The organism is Aeromonas aquatilis (assembly GCF_054052405.1).
In genome coordinates, this window is sequence record NZ_JBSTYP010000080.1 from 1 (window position 1) to 17,354 (window position 17,354).

At 56.5% G+C, this 17,354-nt stretch carries 16 protein-coding genes and 1 pseudogene; 4 read left to right on the top strand and 13 right to left on the bottom strand.

Annotated elements, in window-relative coordinates; translation table 11 throughout:
• Nucleotides 1-168: 168 nt before the first annotated feature.
• The 7 genes from ACW5W8_RS21545 to ygeW form a co-directional block, all read right to left on the bottom strand.
• Complete coding sequence (locus ACW5W8_RS21545) at nt 169-1,254, bottom strand: calcium/sodium antiporter (protein ID WP_244776292.1); 1,086 nt, start codon at nt 1,252-1,254, stop codon at nt 169-171.
• Nucleotides 1,255-1,414: 160 nt separating this feature from the next.
• A complete protein-coding gene (locus ACW5W8_RS21550; protein ID WP_498630306.1) occupies nt 1,415-2,338 on the bottom strand; it encodes a DMT family transporter in 924 nt (307 codons plus the stop codon).
• Between the two features lie 225 nt (nt 2,339-2,563).
• Nucleotides 2,564-3,496 (bottom strand): carbamate kinase, encoded by a 933-nt coding sequence (arcC, locus tag ACW5W8_RS21555; protein WP_498630308.1) that lies wholly within the window; start codon nt 3,494-3,496, stop codon nt 2,564-2,566.
• Nucleotides 3,497-3,591: 95 nt separating this feature from the next.
• Entirely contained in the window at nt 3,592-5,016 is a 1,425-nt protein-coding gene (hydA, locus tag ACW5W8_RS21560; RefSeq protein ID WP_498630310.1) for a dihydropyrimidinase, read from the bottom strand.
• A gap of 119 nt (nt 5,017-5,135) precedes the next feature.
• Nucleotides 5,136-6,353 (bottom strand): YgeY family selenium metabolism-linked hydrolase, encoded by a 1,218-nt coding sequence (locus ACW5W8_RS21565; protein ID WP_058051512.1) that lies wholly within the window; start codon nt 6,351-6,353, stop codon nt 5,136-5,138.
• A gap of 140 nt (nt 6,354-6,493) precedes the next feature.
• Nucleotides 6,494-7,693: a diaminopropionate ammonia-lyase gene (dpaL, locus tag ACW5W8_RS21570; RefSeq protein WP_498630312.1), complete on the bottom strand. Its 1,200-nt coding sequence runs from the start codon at nt 7,691-7,693 to the stop codon at nt 6,494-6,496.
• Between the two features lie 138 nt (nt 7,694-7,831).
• Nucleotides 7,832-9,019, bottom strand: a complete 1,188-nt coding sequence (gene ygeW / locus ACW5W8_RS21575) for a knotted carbamoyltransferase YgeW (RefSeq protein ID WP_498630314.1) — start codon at nt 9,017-9,019, stop codon at nt 7,832-7,834.
• A 588-nt stretch (nt 9,020-9,607) separates the two neighbouring features.
• Between ygeW and ACW5W8_RS21580 the strand changes: the two genes are divergently transcribed.
• Complete coding sequence (locus tag ACW5W8_RS21580; protein WP_498630316.1) at nt 9,608-10,201, top strand: hypothetical protein; 594 nt, start codon at nt 9,608-9,610, stop codon at nt 10,199-10,201.
• 41 nt (nt 10,202-10,242) lie between these two features.
• On the opposite strand, the gene ACW5W8_RS21585 is transcribed toward ACW5W8_RS21580, so the two are convergent.
• Nucleotides 10,243-11,247, bottom strand: a complete 1,005-nt coding sequence (locus ACW5W8_RS21585) for a Wadjet anti-phage system protein JetD domain-containing protein (RefSeq protein WP_498630318.1) — start codon at nt 11,245-11,247, stop codon at nt 10,243-10,245.
• Between the two features lie 211 nt (nt 11,248-11,458).
• Between ACW5W8_RS21585 and ACW5W8_RS21590 the strand changes: the two genes are divergently transcribed.
• The 3 genes from ACW5W8_RS21590 (at nt 11,459) to ACW5W8_RS21600 (ending at nt 14,306) form a co-directional block, all read left to right on the top strand.
• The gene (locus ACW5W8_RS21590; RefSeq protein ID WP_498630320.1) at nt 11,459-12,697 is read left to right on the top strand and encodes an esterase/lipase family protein; all 1,239 of its coding nucleotides are present in this window, start codon (nt 11,459-11,461) and stop codon (nt 12,695-12,697) included.
• Nucleotides 12,698-13,177: 480 nt separating this feature from the next.
• Nucleotides 13,178-13,381: a hypothetical protein gene (locus ACW5W8_RS21595; RefSeq protein ID WP_429093076.1), complete on the top strand. Its 204-nt coding sequence runs from the start codon at nt 13,178-13,180 to the stop codon at nt 13,379-13,381.
• Between the two features lie 298 nt (nt 13,382-13,679).
• Complete coding sequence (locus ACW5W8_RS21600) at nt 13,680-14,306, top strand: heme-binding beta-barrel domain-containing protein (RefSeq protein WP_498630322.1); 627 nt, start codon at nt 13,680-13,682, stop codon at nt 14,304-14,306.
• A gap of 36 nt (nt 14,307-14,342) precedes the next feature.
• Here ACW5W8_RS21600 and ACW5W8_RS21605 read toward each other — a convergent pair whose 3' ends face one another.
• The 5 genes and pseudogenes from ACW5W8_RS21605 to ACW5W8_RS21625 all read right to left on the bottom strand — a co-directional run bounded on the left by ACW5W8_RS21605 (nt 14,343) and on the right by ACW5W8_RS21625 (nt 17,198).
• Complete coding sequence (locus ACW5W8_RS21605) at nt 14,343-14,870, bottom strand: DUF6979 family protein (protein WP_498630324.1); 528 nt, start codon at nt 14,868-14,870, stop codon at nt 14,343-14,345.
• A 367-nt stretch (nt 14,871-15,237) separates the two neighbouring features.
• Nucleotides 15,238-15,552: pseudogene (locus ACW5W8_RS21610) on the bottom strand (hypothetical protein); the annotation flags it as partial.
• Between the two features lie 49 nt (nt 15,553-15,601).
• On the bottom strand, nt 15,602-16,105 hold the full coding sequence (def, locus tag ACW5W8_RS21615; protein WP_498630326.1) for a peptide deformylase: 504 nt from the start codon (nt 16,103-16,105) through the stop codon (nt 15,602-15,604).
• Nucleotides 16,041-16,586 carry a GNAT family N-acetyltransferase gene (locus tag ACW5W8_RS21620; RefSeq protein ID WP_498630328.1) on the bottom strand — a complete coding sequence of 182 codons (546 nt, stop codon included), beginning with the start codon at nt 16,584-16,586 and terminating at the stop codon, nt 16,041-16,043. The genes def and ACW5W8_RS21620 overlap by 65 nt, the downstream gene beginning before the upstream one ends.
• 300 nt (nt 16,587-16,886) lie before the next feature.
• Nucleotides 16,887-17,198 (bottom strand): putative quinol monooxygenase, encoded by a 312-nt coding sequence (locus tag ACW5W8_RS21625; protein WP_123174164.1) that lies wholly within the window; start codon nt 17,196-17,198, stop codon nt 16,887-16,889.
• Nucleotides 17,199-17,354 lie beyond the last annotated feature (156 nt).

The following is a 17,354-nucleotide window of genomic DNA, read 5'->3' on the forward strand; positions in this document are numbered from 1 at the left end:
TGGAGCGTTACGGGAGGGGCGTGAATATCAAAGCATGTTTGCATGAGGCGCTGGGGCACCCCATGCAACACGTAATTGGGACATAGCCAAACAAAAGCCCCACCATGATGGTGGGGCTTTTTTCGGCCTGTCGGTTGATGCAGCTCCTTTACATCAGGAGAACCTGCATCACGACCGGGTTCGTTGCAATCGCCAGGCTCGCACCGCCAGCACAACCAGAGTGATGGCGGTGAGCGGCAATACAAAACCGGTTAGCGCTGCACTGAACTGACCTTGCAGCGGACTGGATGTGGCGTGGAGGATCAGCCAGCAGGTGTAGCCGATGTAGTAGGCCAGAAACAGCGCCCCTTCCCAGCGGGCGATGGTGTAACCGGTAAAGAAGATAGGCAGGCAGGCAAGCGCCACCGCAATCATTACCGGAATATCGAACTGCAGGGCGGTAGCCGACACCTCGAGTCCCCCCGGTGTCACCATAGAGGTCAGCCCCAACACGCAGAGGATGTTGAAGATATTGCTGCCCACCACGTTCCCCACAGCGATATCCCGCTCCCCGCGCAGGGCTGCGACGATGGAGGTCACCACTTCGGGCAAGGAGGTACCGGCCGCCACTATGGTCAAGCCGATGATCAGATCGCTCACCCCGAAGTAGTGGGCAATCTCCACTGCACTGCCAACCAGCAGGCGGGAGCCGAGGATCAGCAGACCCAGACCTGCGGCAATAAAGAGCAGATTGCGCAACCAGTTGCCCGCCGTACTCGCTTCACGGGTACCAAACTCCTGCTCGTACTCCGCCTGCACCGCTTTGTTTTCCCGTCGACTCTGGACAAAGAGAAACCCGGTGTAGGCGATGATGCCGGCAAACAGCAGCGCCCCTTCCAGTGGCGCAATACGGCCATCGTAGCCCAGCAACAACACCAGAAAAGAGACCACTATCATCAAGGGAACGTCGAGACGTACCAGTTGCTGGGAGACGGTCAACGGTACAATCAGTGCCGAAATACCTAAAATAAACAGCACGTTGAAAATATTGCTGCCGACCACGTTCCCCACCGCTATCCCTGCCTGCCCCTCGAGGCCAGACTGGATGCTCACCGCCAGCTCGGGAGCACTGGTCCCAAAGGCCACTATGGTCAATCCCACCACCAGTGGCGATATCCCCATCATGGTGGCGAGGCGAGATGCGCCCCGCACCAGAGATTCGGCCCCCACCACCAGACACACCAGGCCTACAGCCAACCACACCAGCGTCATCATACGGTCTCATCCTTGCCGTTAGGTTCGTTGAAATAATCACAATAAATCAGATACCTGTGCTCCAGCACAGTCAGACCACGCCATTGTAACGAGGGGCTGGTCCCCTGTCGCGGGCTCTTTTGAGTGCTGTTTATCGTGCCACTGGCAGCCCAGTCACCACTCAACCGTGCTTGATACGGGTTTCCCCCGCCACCGACACCACGGAGCGCTTGCCCTTGCGACTGATGACGAGAAGCGCCAGCACGATAAGGGCGATGCCGCTCCCCTCCACCGGCCCCGGGTTTTCCCCAAGCAGCCACCAGGAGAGCAGCACACCGGTCACCGGCACCGCCAGGGTGCTGAGGCTGGCGATCCCCGCTGGCAGTTTTTTCAACACAAACAGCCAGAGACTCCAGGCGATGGCGGTGGCGAAGATGGCGCTATAAGCCAGCGCCCCCATCACGTAGGGCTGCCAGTCGATGGGGCGTTCCGGCACCAGCCACGCCACCAGTGCCATCACGACGGTGGCATAGATCATCTGCCAGGTGGTGAGGGACATCAGATCCACCCCGGGATGGCGGGCATACATCCGCTTGGCGATGATGGCGCTGACCCCCCAGCAGATGCCGGAGAGGATCGCCAAAAGCGCGCTCTTGAGGGATTCAAGGTGTAACTGCCAGGGCTGGATCACCAGCAGCAAGCCGCAGGCAGCCACCCCGACCGCCAGATAGTGCAGCTTGCGCATCCGCTCGCCGAGAAAGAGCGCCGCGAAGATCACCACCCAGAACGGCATGGTGTAACTCAGAATGGCCACCTTGCCTGCCCCGCCGCTGACCAGCGCCCACTGGGCCAACCCCACCATGCCGCAAGTCTGGAACAGGGCGATGGCCAAGGTATAGCGAAACGGGGTGGGTGTGAGATAACGGCGCCCGCGCAGGGCCAATACCAGCAGCAGAACCAGAGATCCGCACAGACAGCGCAGGGCGGTGAACTCGAAGGCCCCCGCGTAGAGCATCACCTGCTTCATCACGATCCAGCTGTAACTCCAGATGGCGGTGAGCAGAACCAGTCCCCCCAGCGCCGCCATATTGATCTTTGTACTCATCTCTCACCACGCATTGCTCTGCCTTTCGCCTTTTGTTCCGGTGGGCCAACCCCTGGTCGGGGGTGCCATCTTACCCCTCTACTGGCGGGCTGCCCACGATCTATGGGTAAATAGCCGACGGACAAATTGCCTGCGGGCAAATCGACCTCAGCCACGGTGGCGCCCGTGCCAAAAACAACAGGGGGCCAAGGCCCCCTGTCTATCACCCCGTCATCGCTTTGCACGCTACAGGCTGATCACGGTACCGGTCTTGCCTGCGATCCCCTCGGCGGCCTTCTCCAGCAAGGTGATGAGGGATTTGCGCCCCGGCATGGAGGTCGCGAACGAGAGTGCGGCCTCCACTTTGGGCAGCATGGAGCCCTTGGCAAACTGCCCCTGGGCGATAAAGCTGTTGGCATCTCCCACGCTCAGCTGATCGAGCCACTGCACCTCGGGCTTGCCGAAGTTGATGGCGACCTTCTCCACCGCGGTGAGGATGATCAGCATGTCGGCGTCAATCAGTTCCGCCAGCTTGGCGCTGGCCCAATCCTTGTCGATCACCGCGCTGGCACCGCGCAGGTGATTGCCCTCGCGCAGCACCGGAATACCGCCACCACCGACGGTGATCACCACCTGACCGGCAGCCAGCATGGCAGAGACGGTCTCCTTCTCGATGATATCGACGGGTTTGGGAGATGCGACCACCCTGCGATAGCCACGACCGGCATCCTCTTTGAGCCGCTCCCCCTGGGCCATCAGTGCCTCGGCCTCCTCCTTGCTAAAGAAGCCACCGATGGGTTTGCTCGGGTCGAGGAAGGCGGGATCGTTTTTATCCACTTCCACTTGCGTCACCAGAGTAGCGACCGGCTTGTGGATGCCGCGCTCAAGCAAGGCCTCGCGCAGGGCGTTTTGCAGGTCATAACCGATGTAGCCCTGACTCAGGGCCACACAGACTGACATCGGCAGATGGGGAGACTTGGTCTCATGGCGGGCCGCCACCTCGAACGCCTGCTGGATCATTCCCACTTGCGGCCCGTTGCCGTGGGTGACAACCACCTCATGCCCCTGGGCAATCAGGTCGGCAATGGTGCCAGCCGTGCTCTGCACCGCCTTCATCTGCTCGGGAAGGTTGTTGCCCAGCGCATTGCCACCAAGGGCCAGTACGATTCTCTGTTTCATCTTGTTATCTCCAGTGAGGGGACAAGCCGGCGCGATACCGGCCCACCTTTCGTTGTTCACATAAGCTTGCTGATCTGCGAGTTTTGAACTGATTGTCAGCCTGCCACCGTGGGGCAAGGCGAGTGCAGCTCCGGCGCCAACGCCGGATCGAAGGGCGCTCTGGCCAAAAACCGGCCGTGACCACGTTGCCCGAGGAACTCGCCATCACGGGCCACTATCTCGCCGCGGCTCAGGGTCATCCTGATCCGGCCAGGGCAGCGCATTCCCTCGTAGGGGCTGTAGTCGCCATTATCGTGCAGGGCGGCGTGACGGATCAGGGTCTCGCCACGGGGATCCATCAACACCAGATCGGCGTCGGCCCCCGGTTGCAAGTTGCCCTTGCGCGGCCAGAGGCCAAACAGGCGCGCCGGGTTGGCGCTAGTGAGGGCCACAAAGCGGGACGGCGAGATGCGCCCTCCCAGCACGGCGTGGGAAAACAGCAGCAACATCCGGTTTTCGACACCCGGCAAGCCGTTGGGGCAGCGGCTAAAATCGCCCCCCGACAGGGTCATGCGCTGGGCATGGGAGAAGTTGCAGTGATCGGTCGCCACCGTGTCGATGTCACCCGCAGCGATACCGACCCACAGCTTGTCCTGCTCGCGGCGCGAGCGCAGCGGCGGGCTCAGCAGATAGTCGACCCCGTTCTCCTTGTAATAACACTGCTCATCGAGCAGCAGGTATTGCGGGCAGGTCTCCACCCAGACCGGCTGACCCTGACGGCGCGCCAGTTTCAGATACTCCAGCCCCAGTCCGTTGGATAGGTGGACGATATAGAGCGGGGCATTGCCCGCCAGACCCGCCAGATTGATCATCCGGGCCACCGCCTCGGCTTCGCACTCCAGCGGGCGGCTTTGCGGGTGATACCAGGGTTCATGGTGGCCTGCAGCCAACAGGGCCGCACGGCGCGCCGCGATGGCGGCATCGTTCTCGGGATGGACGGTGGCGAGCGCCCCCACCTCCTTGAGGCGGGCCAGGGCGCGCAGCACGTCGTGATCACCCAGCTTGTACTGGTAGGTGAGATAGAGCTTGAAGCTGCTGATCCCCTCCTCCTGCACCATGGCGGCCATTTCGTGGAGGATGGCGTCATCCACATGCTGAACAACGCCGTGAAAGCTGTAGTCGACCACGGCCTGATCGGCAGCGTAATCGTGATAGCGGGCCAGCTGGTGATGCAGATTGCACCCCGCCGGGCCAAATCCCATGTGATCGACGATGGTGGTGGTGCCACCACAGGCGGCGGCACGGGTACCGCTGAAAAAATCATCGCAACTGCGGGCTATGCCGACATCGATGTTGAAGTGGGTATGGACGTCGATGCCACCCGGCATCACATAGCAACCGCTGGCATCGATCAGCTCGGTCTCGCCTTCGGGCTGGATATCGGCGGCACGGGCACGGATCACCCCGTTCTCGATCAGCAGATCCTGACGATATTCACCCTGTGCATCGACCAGCACGCCGTTCTTGAGCAGCCGTTTCATCCCCACCACCTCGAATGTCTCTTCCCTTCAAACAGCAAGGCCCCGCCTCAACACTGACGGGGCACTTGCCACACTTGCAACAGCCGGGTGGCGATGGCAGTCACCGCCCGGCAGACCCCTTACTTGTCCAGCTCGGCCAGATAGAGCATGGGGATCACCGCGTACATAGCGGCGCACTTGACCAGATGCTCTTTCCAGGTCTTCTCGTTCGGGGCGTGGGCTTCCGGCTCTTTACCCGGGCCAAAGCCGATGACCGGAATACCGTGGCGACCCATGATGGAGACCCCGTTGGTCGAGAAGGTCCACTTGTCCACCACCGGCGCCTTGTTGAACAGCTGGGTGTACGCCTTGGAGAGGGTCTTGACGGTGATGTGATCCTCTTCCACTTTCCAGGTCGGGAAGTAGCACTCGGTCGGGTAGACCAGACCGGTATAGGCCGGACGATCGTACTGGTACATGGAGACTTCGGCACCGGCGGCTTTTACCGCAGGCAGCGCGCGGATCTCGTCCAGCGCACCTTGCCAGGTCTCGCCCCAGGTGAGGCGGCGGTCGATGGAGACAGCGCAGCTATCGGCCACGGCGCAACGGCTCGGGGAGGTGAAGAAGATCTCGGAGACAGTCAGGGTGCCCTTGCCGAGGAAGTCGTCATTGCCAAGGTTGTGGCTCAGCTCCTGCAACTCACCCAGGATCGGGCCCATTTTGAAGATGGCGTTGTCACCGCGCTCCGGTGCGGAGCCGTGGCAGCTGACACCCTGCACCTCGACGCGGATCTCCATGCGACCACGCTGGCCACGGTAGATCTGGCAGTCGGTCGGCTCGGTACTGACCACGAACTCGGGGCGGATCTTGCTCTGCTCGATGATGTACTGCCAGCACAGACCGTCGCAATCCTCTTCCTGCACGGTACCGGTCACCAGCAGGGTGTACTCGTCTTCCAGCCCCAGATCCTTGATGATCTTGCCGGCATAGACCATGGAGGCCATGCCGCCTTCTTGGTCAGATGCGCCACGGCCGCCGATGATCTCGTGATCTTCCATCCCCTCATAGGGGTCGAAGGTCCAGTTGGCGCGGTTGCCGACACCGACGGTATCGATGTGGGCATCCATGGCGATCAGGTGCGGGCCGTGGCCGATATAGCCCAGCACGTTGCCCATGGGGTCGATCTCGACCTTGTCGAAGCCGACCTTCTCCATCTCCTGCTTGATACGCAGCACGACGCGTTCTTCATCGCAGCTCTCGCTCGGGATGGCGATCATGTCGCGCAGGAACTGACTCATCTCGGCCTTGTACTGGTAGGCCTTCTCCAACACCATTTCAAACGGAATTTGCTTGCTCATTGTGATTCTCCATAACAACTGAGAGTGCACGGCCTGTTCATCGGCAGCGCCCTGTGCCCGTTACCGCGCCCCGTTGGCGAGGCGCGATCAGTTCTTTAATTCGTGTCTCTGCTCTCGCAGGGAGTGGCCCGCTACGGGAATTACTCGCAGGCCGGGTGTTTGCCTTCCCACACCACTTCCCGGTAGTGCTTCACATCGGTGTCCCCTTCGGTGTTGATGATCAGCACCACGGAGTCGCGACTTAGCCCCAGACGTTCCATCAGCGCCGCGCGATCCGGGTGGTGACGCACCGCCGCCAGCACACCGGTGCCGACCGAGCCGGATTCGCCTGAGAGGATGCGGGGATCATTGCCAAGGGGGTTGCCCAGCACCCGCATGCCCAGCGCCGACACCTTGTCGTGGCAGGAGATGAACTGGGTGGTGCAGCTCTTGAGCAGCGGCCAGCCGAGCGGGTTGGGCTCACCGCAGGCGAGACCGGCCATGATGGTGCGCATGTCGCCCCCCACGTTGACCATCTCCCCCGCGACACCGGAGCGGTAGATGCAGTCGGCCTGATCCGGCTCGACCACGATACTGTGCAGGTTTTTCGCCCCGAAGCAGTCCACCAGATAACCGAGCACCCCGCCCGCCAGCGCACCTACGCCAGCCTGCAGCAGTACGTGGGTCGGCTGCTTGATGCCCATTCCCTGCATCTGCTCGACCGCTTCGTCGGCCAGAGTGGAGTAACCCTGCATGATCCAGGTCGGGATCTTGGTGTAACCCTCCCAGGCGGTGTCCTGCACTATGTGCCAACCGCGCTCTTCCGCCATCTTCATGGTCAGGCGCACGGTGTCGTCATAGTTCATGTCGGTGACGATGCACTCGGCACCGAGGTTGAGGATGTGATCCACCCGCTCCTGGGCAGAGCCCTTGGGCATATAGACCACCGCATGCTGACCCACCTGCTTGGCGGCCCAGGCAACGCCGCGACCATGGTTGCCATCTGTGGTGGTGGCGAAGGTCATCGGCTCCTTGATGGTGCGTTTGATCAGATCGAAGGAGAAATCCTCGATGGCCACCCCGTATTTTTCACAGAGCAGGTTGGCGATGGCATAAACGCCACCCAGCATCTTGAAGGCATTGAGGCCAAAGCGCTTTGACTCGTCCTTGACCAATATATTTTTCACCCCGATATAGGCGGCCAGCTCTTTCAGGTCGCACAATGGGGTCGGCTCATAACCGGCCAGTTTTTTATGAAAGGCACGAGCCTTTTGTGCTTCAACACGGGAAAACAGCGGTGATGGCTCGGCGGTAAAAAAGCGGTTATCGGCAATATCCATCTTCAGCGAAAATTGGGACATGCTTACCTCACTAAGCGTTACCTGACAAAGAGCTGCCTCGCCGGGAGATCCGTTATTCAGATACCACGGGGAGAAAACTCGAAATAATGAATTCAACAGCGCGGGCAGGATGAATATTCACCCTGCCCACACTACTATTTATTTAACGCGCTTTTGCGCCTCTTTAATCAGATTCTCCAAGGTTTCTGCCGGGGCGGAGAATTTACGGGCCATGATCATCGCAGCGATAATATATGGCTTCCAGCTCGCCTCTTTGTAAGTGGCAATACGGTATTTCTCGAATACCCCTTCGGTCACTTCACCCTCTTTGCAGGAGACACCGGAAATATCGGCGGGCAGGCAGTGCATATAGAGCGCTTCGCCACCCTTGGTGAGCTTCATCATCTCCTCGGTGCAGTGCCAATCCTTGTGCTTGGCGTTCTGTTCCAGGCAATGTTTCTCCAGATCTTTCAGGCCGGCGTGGTCGTTGGCACGCAGCAGTTCGGTGCGCTGCTCCATCACCTTGTAGGGGGCCCAGGACTTGGGATAGACGATATCCGCGTCCTTGAACGCCTCTTCCATTGAGGTAACCTGACGGAAGCTGCCGCCGGAGGCCTTGGCATTCTCCTTGGCCACTTCGATCACGTCCGGGATCAGGTCATACCCTTCCGGATGGGCCAGGGTCACGTCCATACCGAAGCGGGTCATCAGGCCAATGATGCCCTGCGGCACGGAGAGCGGCTTGCCGTAGCTCGGGGAGTAGGCCCAGGTCATGGCAATCTTCTTGCCCTTGAGGTTCTCCAGGCTGCCGAAGTGCTCCTGCAACCAGGCGAGATCAGCCATCGACTGGGTCGGGTGATCAATGTCGCACTGCAGGTTGACCAGTGCCGGACGCTGGGGCAGTACCCCCTTCTCGAACCCTTCATCCAGTGCCGCGCCCACTTCGCGCATATAGGCGTTACCGGCACCGAGGAACATGTCGTCACGGATGCCGATGGCATCGGCACAGAAGGAGATCATGTTGGCGGTCTCACGGACGGTCTCGCCGTGGGCGATCTGGGATTTGCCCTCATCCAGATCCTGCTGGGCCAGACCGAGCAGGTTCAAAGCAGAGGCGTAAGAGAAGCGGGTTCGGGTGGAGTTATCGCGGAAAACCGAGATACCGAGCCCGCTGTTAAACAGCTTGGTAGAGATATTTTCAGCGCGCAGGGTCTTGAGAGATTCGGCCAGTTTTAATACCAACTCCAGCTCCTGAGGAGTTTGCTCCCAGGTCAGCAGAAAATCTTTTTCATGCAGGTTGGATTTGAGTGCTTTGATCTCTTTGATTAATTCGTTAACTGCTTTCATCGTTCGCCCCAATCATTGGATGAGATATGGATAGCTCCCCTTTCACTCACGATGTCACCAGCATCCCGGTTGTGGGTGAGCTCATCGGTTAGCGTCGATGTAAGGCAATCAATAACCGTGCCAAACTAAAAAAATGCAAAAAAACAGCGACCGGTTACAAAAGTGTGTGACCGCCCCCACAAAAAAAGCACGTCATATATAAATTTATGCAATTAATAGCCAAATAATCCAGCGACCCCCTGGCATGGCCCATTGAACGTCATCTGAGTGATGTCTCTATTCAGGTGATAATTATCATCAGACGCCAGTTTCATGGGTTGAAATGATATAGCCCTGGTGAGCATTATCATTATGATAATGCCCTACAGCGTATTGATATATCCTTCAGTTGCGGTTTTAGCCATTCACCAGACACTCTCCCTGTCAGCCTGCGGCGCATCGTCAGCCTTCCCCGCTGGCCACCATTGGTTTGCAGTGCTACCGTCATTAGGCTTGGTATGCATCTGCACAACACTAGGCACAGGTATCCTTGTTCACTGGCGCGCACCCGCCTGTGTACCCATGACAGACATCTTTGATGGAGTAACTATGTCCAGACGCACGGCGCTATTGATCACCATGTCCCTGCTCGGCATCACACCGGCACACGCTATCAATGCCAAATATGCCGAGCAGCTGGAGCGATCCGGCTGTACCCAGGTTACCGAGGCACAGGGTTGTGACATTCACAAAACCAAAGCGGAAAATGCCAAAGCGGGATTTGGCGCAACGGCCCCGGCTGCGAATGGTGGTCTGAATCTCAGCTATGAGCAGAAGCTGGAGCGCTCGGGCTGCACTCAGGTGAGCGAGCTCAATGGCTGCGATATCAACAAAACCAAGGCTGAGAACGCGGCTGCCGGTGTTGGCAATGCTCCGGCTGTGGCAACCAGCAGCAGCCCCTATGCGGGCAACTGGATCGCCACCTTCCCCCAAACCGGCGCCACCGTGGCCAATATCCGCATCGATGGCAAGGATCAGGTGTGGGTCAACGACAAGAAGGTCAATGCCAAGAAATCCGATGGCGCGCTGGTGTTCAAGGATGGCATGGTCATCTACACCATTCAGGGGGATCGCCACATCAAGGGTGAAGATGGCTGGGTCGATAACGATGCCGGCACCAAGGGGCCTATCAACGCCAAGTGAGCCGCTAACCACGAAATGACGGGGAGCGCAGGCTCCCCGTTTCAACCCTGATTGCCCATCGCGTCCAATGACCAGCTCCGCCAGTGAGGGGCCAGAATCAATACCTCCTGCTCCAGCCAAGTCCCGTCTGTGATCAGTTTCTCAAGCCAGGGAACGCCTGCCGACGTGCCATGACCACCGACCTGATCAGCCGGCTTCGTCACACGCCAGGGCACCTTGCCACTGTCCGTCGCAAAGGTGCGTACCGGACGAGCGTAGTGATCCAGATAAGGCCACAGCTCACAGGGGAGCCAGAGCATGGCAGGACGCTGTAGCTCACGCGCCAGCTCGATGGCAATGTCGATACCCCGTTGATCGAGATCGCCGAAATGGGCCCACTGCACGCCCGCAGGCAACAGCGGGATCAGCCGTTTGGCCAGGGTAGTATTGCGACCCGGGGCAAACAGCAGTAGTTGCCCGGGTTGCAGCGGGTAGTCGACAAAGGCCCCCTTGTTCTCCACCGTAATGACGCGATCACCTTGCCAACCGATGGCTGCCAGCGTTATCAATGCCCGCTCCGGCAAGACCAATTCACCCAGCAGCTCCATGACCGCCGTCATATCGTGCTGCTGACCGTGCCGATCGACCAGAGAGAGCGGTTCGAGGGTGCGGATGCGGATCACCTCATCTTGCGTGAGCTTCAAATCCGCAAGCAGTGGCGCTGCAAGGGATGCTGAACGGAAATGCTTGCTGTCCCCATGCCAGAGAGCGAAAAAGCAGGCCTGATTGAGCCGTGCTGGCAAACTCACCCCAAGACTTTGCAACTGCTCACGCTTATCCGGCTCGGGGGGCACCACCTGCGCCAGCTGTCTGATCAGATAAGCCCGTCCCGCCTCAGTCAATATATGACGAGCGCTACGCCCTAAAGGTCTTAACCCACAATTCGTCTGCAACAACTCCTTCAGCTTGCGGCCATGCCTGCTCTCAAGGGAGCAACCCTTCTCGTTCTGGCTATCGAGCAACTTTGCACAGAGCTCCTGTACCCGAACCTCATCAAACAGCGACATCCTTATCCTCCCCTCATCACGTCATATGACGCAGTAGAGGTGATTTTCCCCACCGTTACCGTGACCGGCTTCGCAAGGGTCTATCATCAGCCCCTTTTGATCCCGGATCACACTCTCTGGTACTGGTAAACCCGAGCCAAACCGCGCAAGCTGATTAATATGCCGCCCCCCAAGCGACCCCTTTTTTGATGGACTTCCACAAGGCGTGCCCATGACCGATACCACAGAAAAGTCCCCCTCCTCCTGGCATATCTCGGATATCCGCGAGCTGGCGCAACTGCTGACCCTGGCGCTGCCTGCCGCGGTAGAGATCACCGAAGCGGTACATCAGGCAGTGCTCAGTGGTATGGGGATCAAGGGACGGGATGAGGGGAAGACATCCGGGATCACCGGACTGGTCTACAAGGGGGTTCACGGCGCGGCCAATACCCTGAGCAGCGGCATCAACGGATTGCTGACCCGGCTGCCGCCGACCCCGCCACTGCACCATATTCCCGAGACGCCCAAACGCGCGGCCCTGATCGCCACACTCAACGGCGTATTGGGGGACAAGCTGGTCGAGCACCACAATGCTCTCGCCACCCCCATGACCCTGCGCTATCAGGGCAAGCCCCTCGATTGGCAGGCGATGCCAAAGGATCTACCCCGCGAGGGGCGGGTGCTGCTGATGATCCATGGCCTGTGCATGAACGATCTGCAGTGGCAGACCGAGCATCAAGGCAAGCCGGTCAATCACGGGGATCAACTTGCCAACGAGCTTGGCTATCAGCCTCTTTACCTGCGCTACAACTCAGGCCTGCCCATTTCACAAAACGGGCAGCAACTTGCCCTGTTGCTGGAACAGCTGTTCGCCCACTGGCCGGGAGAGCTCAAAGAGATAACGATAATGGGCTACAGCATGGGGGGACTGGTTGCCCGCAGCGCCTGCCACCATGCCGGCGTGGCCGGGCTCACCTCGCCTGCGCACCTTGCCAACCTGATATTTCTCGGCACACCACACCACGGCGCACCGCTCGAGCACGCCGGTCACTGGCTGGAGCAGTTGCTGCCCACCACCGCCTACAGCGAGCCCTTCGTCAGGCTGGCGCGGCTGCGCAGTGCTGGCATCAAGGATCTGCGCCACGGCAAGGTGATCGAGACGCTCGCCGCACCCGACCCCGCAGTGCCCTTGCGCGATCCCCGCGTCCCACTCCCCTTGCCCGGCGGCGTCAACTGCTATGCCATTGCCGCGACCACTGCTACCAAGCGCAGCCTGCTGGCCGACCGGCTGATTGGCGATGGACTGGTGCCGCTACGCAGCGCCCTCGGCCAGCACAGCGAGGCGCGCCATCAGCTGGCCTTTCTGCCCGCCCATACCCTGATTGTCTATCGCACCAGCCATATGGCCCTGCTCGGCAGCCCGCTGGTAAGCCAGCAACTGCTGCGTTGGCTCAGCCCCTTGCAGTTATAGCGAGCTGGCTATTAAAGCAACAGAGTGCTGGTTCACAAAGGAGCCCTGTGGCACTCTGGGACGTCAAAGGGAAGACCCACACTGACACCTCATGTGTCCCCACTGCAAAGGAGCGCCACCGATGGCCAAAGCAAGCAAGAAAGAGATCAAGAAGAAGATCGCCGCTCGTCTTGAGAAAATTGCCAAGCATGAAAGCAAGATCAAGAAGCTGAAGAAGGCCCTGAAGTAGGGCCCACCGCATAAGAGAAACCGCCAGCTGGCGGTTTTTTCATCCCCTTTTCGCCCCTTTACCATCGTTTTGATACCAATGGCCTTGATGTAAACGCCTCAAGCGCACCTCAGCAGAACAACCCAGCTGAAACCACGCACGTTCTCATCGCTGATATTTGGTCTAACAGCGCCAATCGGGCGCCGCATGCTGTGCTCGCAGCAACTAGCCTTGGAGGCAGTGTTTGATATGAGCCAGCAGTGGAGCGCCATATGTTTTCTTACACCCTCACCTTCAAAGATGATGTCGACCGCCTGACCGCCCCCGAGCAGGAGGTCTCCTTGCAAAGCCCTGCCCAGGCGGGGGATTTTATTATCCTCTCCGACGGTAGCCGCCATCAGGTGATGTTTGTCACCCACAGGGCCCACTACAGTAGCCTCTATCTCGATAAAGGGGTCAGGGTGCCACAGAGTTAGTGGCTATCGCCTTCAATTGATGGGGCTGAGTGAAATATTCACGCAGTTGACATAATAATCATCGCATCATGTCAATGTTCCTTTATCTCTATCACGATATATCTGAGGAAGTGCGATGAAAAAATACAACATTGTCTTATATCAAATTCAATTTATTTAGCCACGAAAAAGCAAATCATACCTCACAAAAACGAACCACCATCACTCAATATCATTGACCACATCCTTGGTCCGTTATAACAATTACTTTGCTGAACATATTTATTCGCAAGTCATTATTAGTGATGGAGTTATCACAATGAATAAAGTTATCTTACCCATAGCATTAATTACCTGTGCCACGCTCGCTCACGCAGAGTCCAGCACTATTATCAACGGTCTGGATTTTGGTCCATTAGCTCAGTTGGCTGGCACATGGAAAAGCACCGATGCTGGTGGTGTAGATGTAGCACCCGGCCAAGAGGGTAGCAAAGTTGGCAAAGGGGGGCCAGCAGTGGAACCCTTTTACGAAGTCATTACTTTTGAACCGGCTGCCGATGCTAAAAATGCCAGCGAACAATATCTGGTAGCCATGTATTACAAGCAGGAAGTATTCAGAAAAAGTGATAATGGGAAATTTCATGACCAACGCGGTTATCTGATTTATGACAAGACCAATCAGCTTGTTTACAACTCATACTGTATACCTCGTGCAGTCTGTATGGTCACTGAAGGCAAAGCGGGTAACAAAATCGAGTTCAAGACGGGCAAGCGCGGTATTGCGGAAAGCAATTATATGACCATTAATGATTCCACCGCGGATTTCTCGATGACTCTGGACTTCTCAGAGAAAGATCTCCTCAAATACAGTCAAACCACCAACCTGATGGTGTATGGCAAGCCATTCGCACACTCCGATAGTGCATCCCTGACCAGAACCAATTGATGTTTCATGGCCAAGGTATTCATTATCTTGGCTTTTTTATATTCGTCGATAATCTATCCTGATGGCATCCCTATCCCACTCGGGATTGAGCACACCGGCATACCAGAGTGTCAGAATGACATCCATCTGATTGTTATGCTTGACAACCTTGCCGCTCTTACAGGCCGAGATCACCTCCAGCCATAACTGCTCGGGATTGATCGGTTTGGTAATATCCTTGTGTGACAATAAATCAATGGCAGCCAATACATATGCTCTTGTTTTGGTCGCAGCTACATAATGAACTGGCATGATGCAACTGATACAACCAAGACTGCAAAGAGTCAGAAAAGTTACCTTTGGATTATTTTTAAATTTCCCTGTACTGATATCATCACCAAATGCTTCAGCAATAGCCATATCCCAAGCGGTGACATGACCGTAATTATTCTGTACCATCAGATGAACAGCTCTCAGCGCTGCACCACCGTATTTACCATAGATAATCATCACTAATCCCTCCGTTTGCCACATAGTAAAACCAAACAGGCGAGATAAGCTAAAATAAATATCAATCACGACCATCGATTTTTTCCATTGATAACAAATCTATTTTTAGCTGAATTAAATATTGATCCATATCAATGTTATATTTTTATCTACCGAAAGGCTGACTGATCGATGTCAACCTCCCAATATCATTCATCAACATCTATTTTCGTGTATAAACAGGTTCACCCAGCCTACAGGGCGGGAGCAGACTTTGTTAAATCAAGTAACAAATATGGCATTTGATCGCAAAACACCCTATCGGTGAGTAAATAGCACTCAGTTTTACTTCGCGGTATGAGTGGTATTTATACGCATAGCTGGCATTTTGACCTGGTTGTTCATTTTTTAGGTTAGTGTGCTCTCGCCCTGGCCCAACTTGAGAGCTGGCGATACTTGTTCAAATGGCGTCATCAAATACCTCGTCAAAACGGGTCAGCATCTCCGCCGGGGTTTTGATGGCAGGAATGGGATACTCCTGCTTGAAGGGGTACTTCATCTGGTTGGCAAGGGCCTGATGATCCCGGGCTTCTGCCGCATCGACCAACTGCTGCACAAAGGGGCGATATTCGGCCGGCAGCTGCTCTTCGTCGGCTGATACGGGGAGTGCGACCCACAATGTTCCCAGCAGCAACGCAGCACATAAGCCATAACGCCCCTGTCCTCCTTTGCTATTGCGGCCAAACAGCACCCTGACATTCCATCTTGCCACTTTCATTCTGCCTGCTCTCCACATAACTAAAACGGCCAGCCACTATCTGCAAACATTAGCTGGCGGACTTGAGAGTTTTTTTAACTCGCTTGAGTGCCATCTGCCGCTTGAGCGGTGACAGGTAATCAATGAACAAGTTGCCATCCAGATGATCAATTTCATGCTGCATGACAATGGCCAAAAAATCGCTGCTTTCAATCGTAATCGGATTGCCTTTTCGATCCAGTGCAGAGACCACCACCGAGCTGTAACGCTCGACATCCGCGTAGTAATCCGGCACGGAGAGACATCCCTCTTGCCCAAACACCTTTTCAGTACCGCTTATCACTTGTGGATTAATCAAAACCAGCGGCTGATCCCTGCTCTCGGACAAATCGATAATAACGATTGCCTCTTTACGCCCGACTTGAGTCGCGGCCAAGCCGATACCATTTTCGGTGGCATACAAGGTCGCCAGCATGTCATCGATCAGCACCTGCGCGGCAGCGATATCCTCAACTCGCTCGGCCTTGAGCCTCAACCTGGGGTCTGGCGTCGTCAAAATATCCAAAATTGCCATACAACTCTCCATTAACCATTTTTTTCAATCCGAGGTCACAACCCAACGGCCGGGACATGGAGACAAACGCCTGATCCTCTTCTACCACTTGGTAGTCAAGGCGTTGATAAAACCGTATCGCCCCATGGTTGCCTGTGAAGCTGGACAAGGTGACCCGGCATTTCCCCTCACGCTCAGCCTCCTGATGAAGCCGTTCCATCACGGCAGCGCCAAGCTGCCGCCCCTGATACTGAGGGAAAATGATCAGCAAATGAACATGCTGGGCATCCTCATATGGCTTGCTACATAACAAACCAATGCGTTCTCCCCCATGCAAGATCCACGAAAACCATTGCGGCAGATAGGAGCTGGTTAGTCGCTCGCGTTGAAATTGGTCATCCCAGCCAAAGAGCGACTCAACATAGGGAAAAATCCCCTGTTTCACGGCAGTAAAGACCTGCTCAAATTCACTCTGAGGTACATCTACAAGCTCAATACCCATTCTCGTCCTCCCTGCCCACCTCATATCGACGCGCTGATGGTCAGCACCATCGTTTGGTATGCCTTCCTGCGATAGCAGGTTATACCACTGAACTTGAGCCCAAATTAAACTCTCATTTGGATATCTTATCCGTTAACAGGAAGATGAAAACATCTTGGATATAAACAGGAGAGAGTAATTAAAAATCAGAGGATTAGTAGATGCAGGCTGGCAAAAGACTGGCGTGATAACTTGCTTGAAACGCATCTTATCTCGCACTTGAGATATGAATAAAAAATCGGGCCCCCTGGCCCGAATGGATTAAGAGTAGCTGACCTCATCCAGGAAAATAAGCTGCAATGGCTCTGCAAGCAGAGACTCAGCCTGAGCGGCAAAGGCCTGAAAATAGTCAGTCTGACAATGGTTATCCAACGCGGCTTGGCTGACGAATGCCTCACGCATGTAAAAGGTGCCTGGCTCATCCCGCAATTCAAACAGCACATAGTCCAAGTTACCCGGTTCGTGCCGAGTAGGCTCAATAAGCTTGATCAACTCCCGGCGCAGCTGCTCCCTCATACCGGCTCTAGCTTTAAGCACTGCGATGGACACAAGTTTCTCTTCATTCATCTTCATCTGCTCCGTTATCAGATCAATCATTCAAGTATTTCGATTGGGTGTACCTCTTGGATACGGAGCAGTGTATGAGGTGTCCTGACAAGATCGGACAGTCCCGGATCAAGCAGCCTGAGCAGTTCTCCAATACCTCTTGTTAAACTCCGCCGGGCTGAC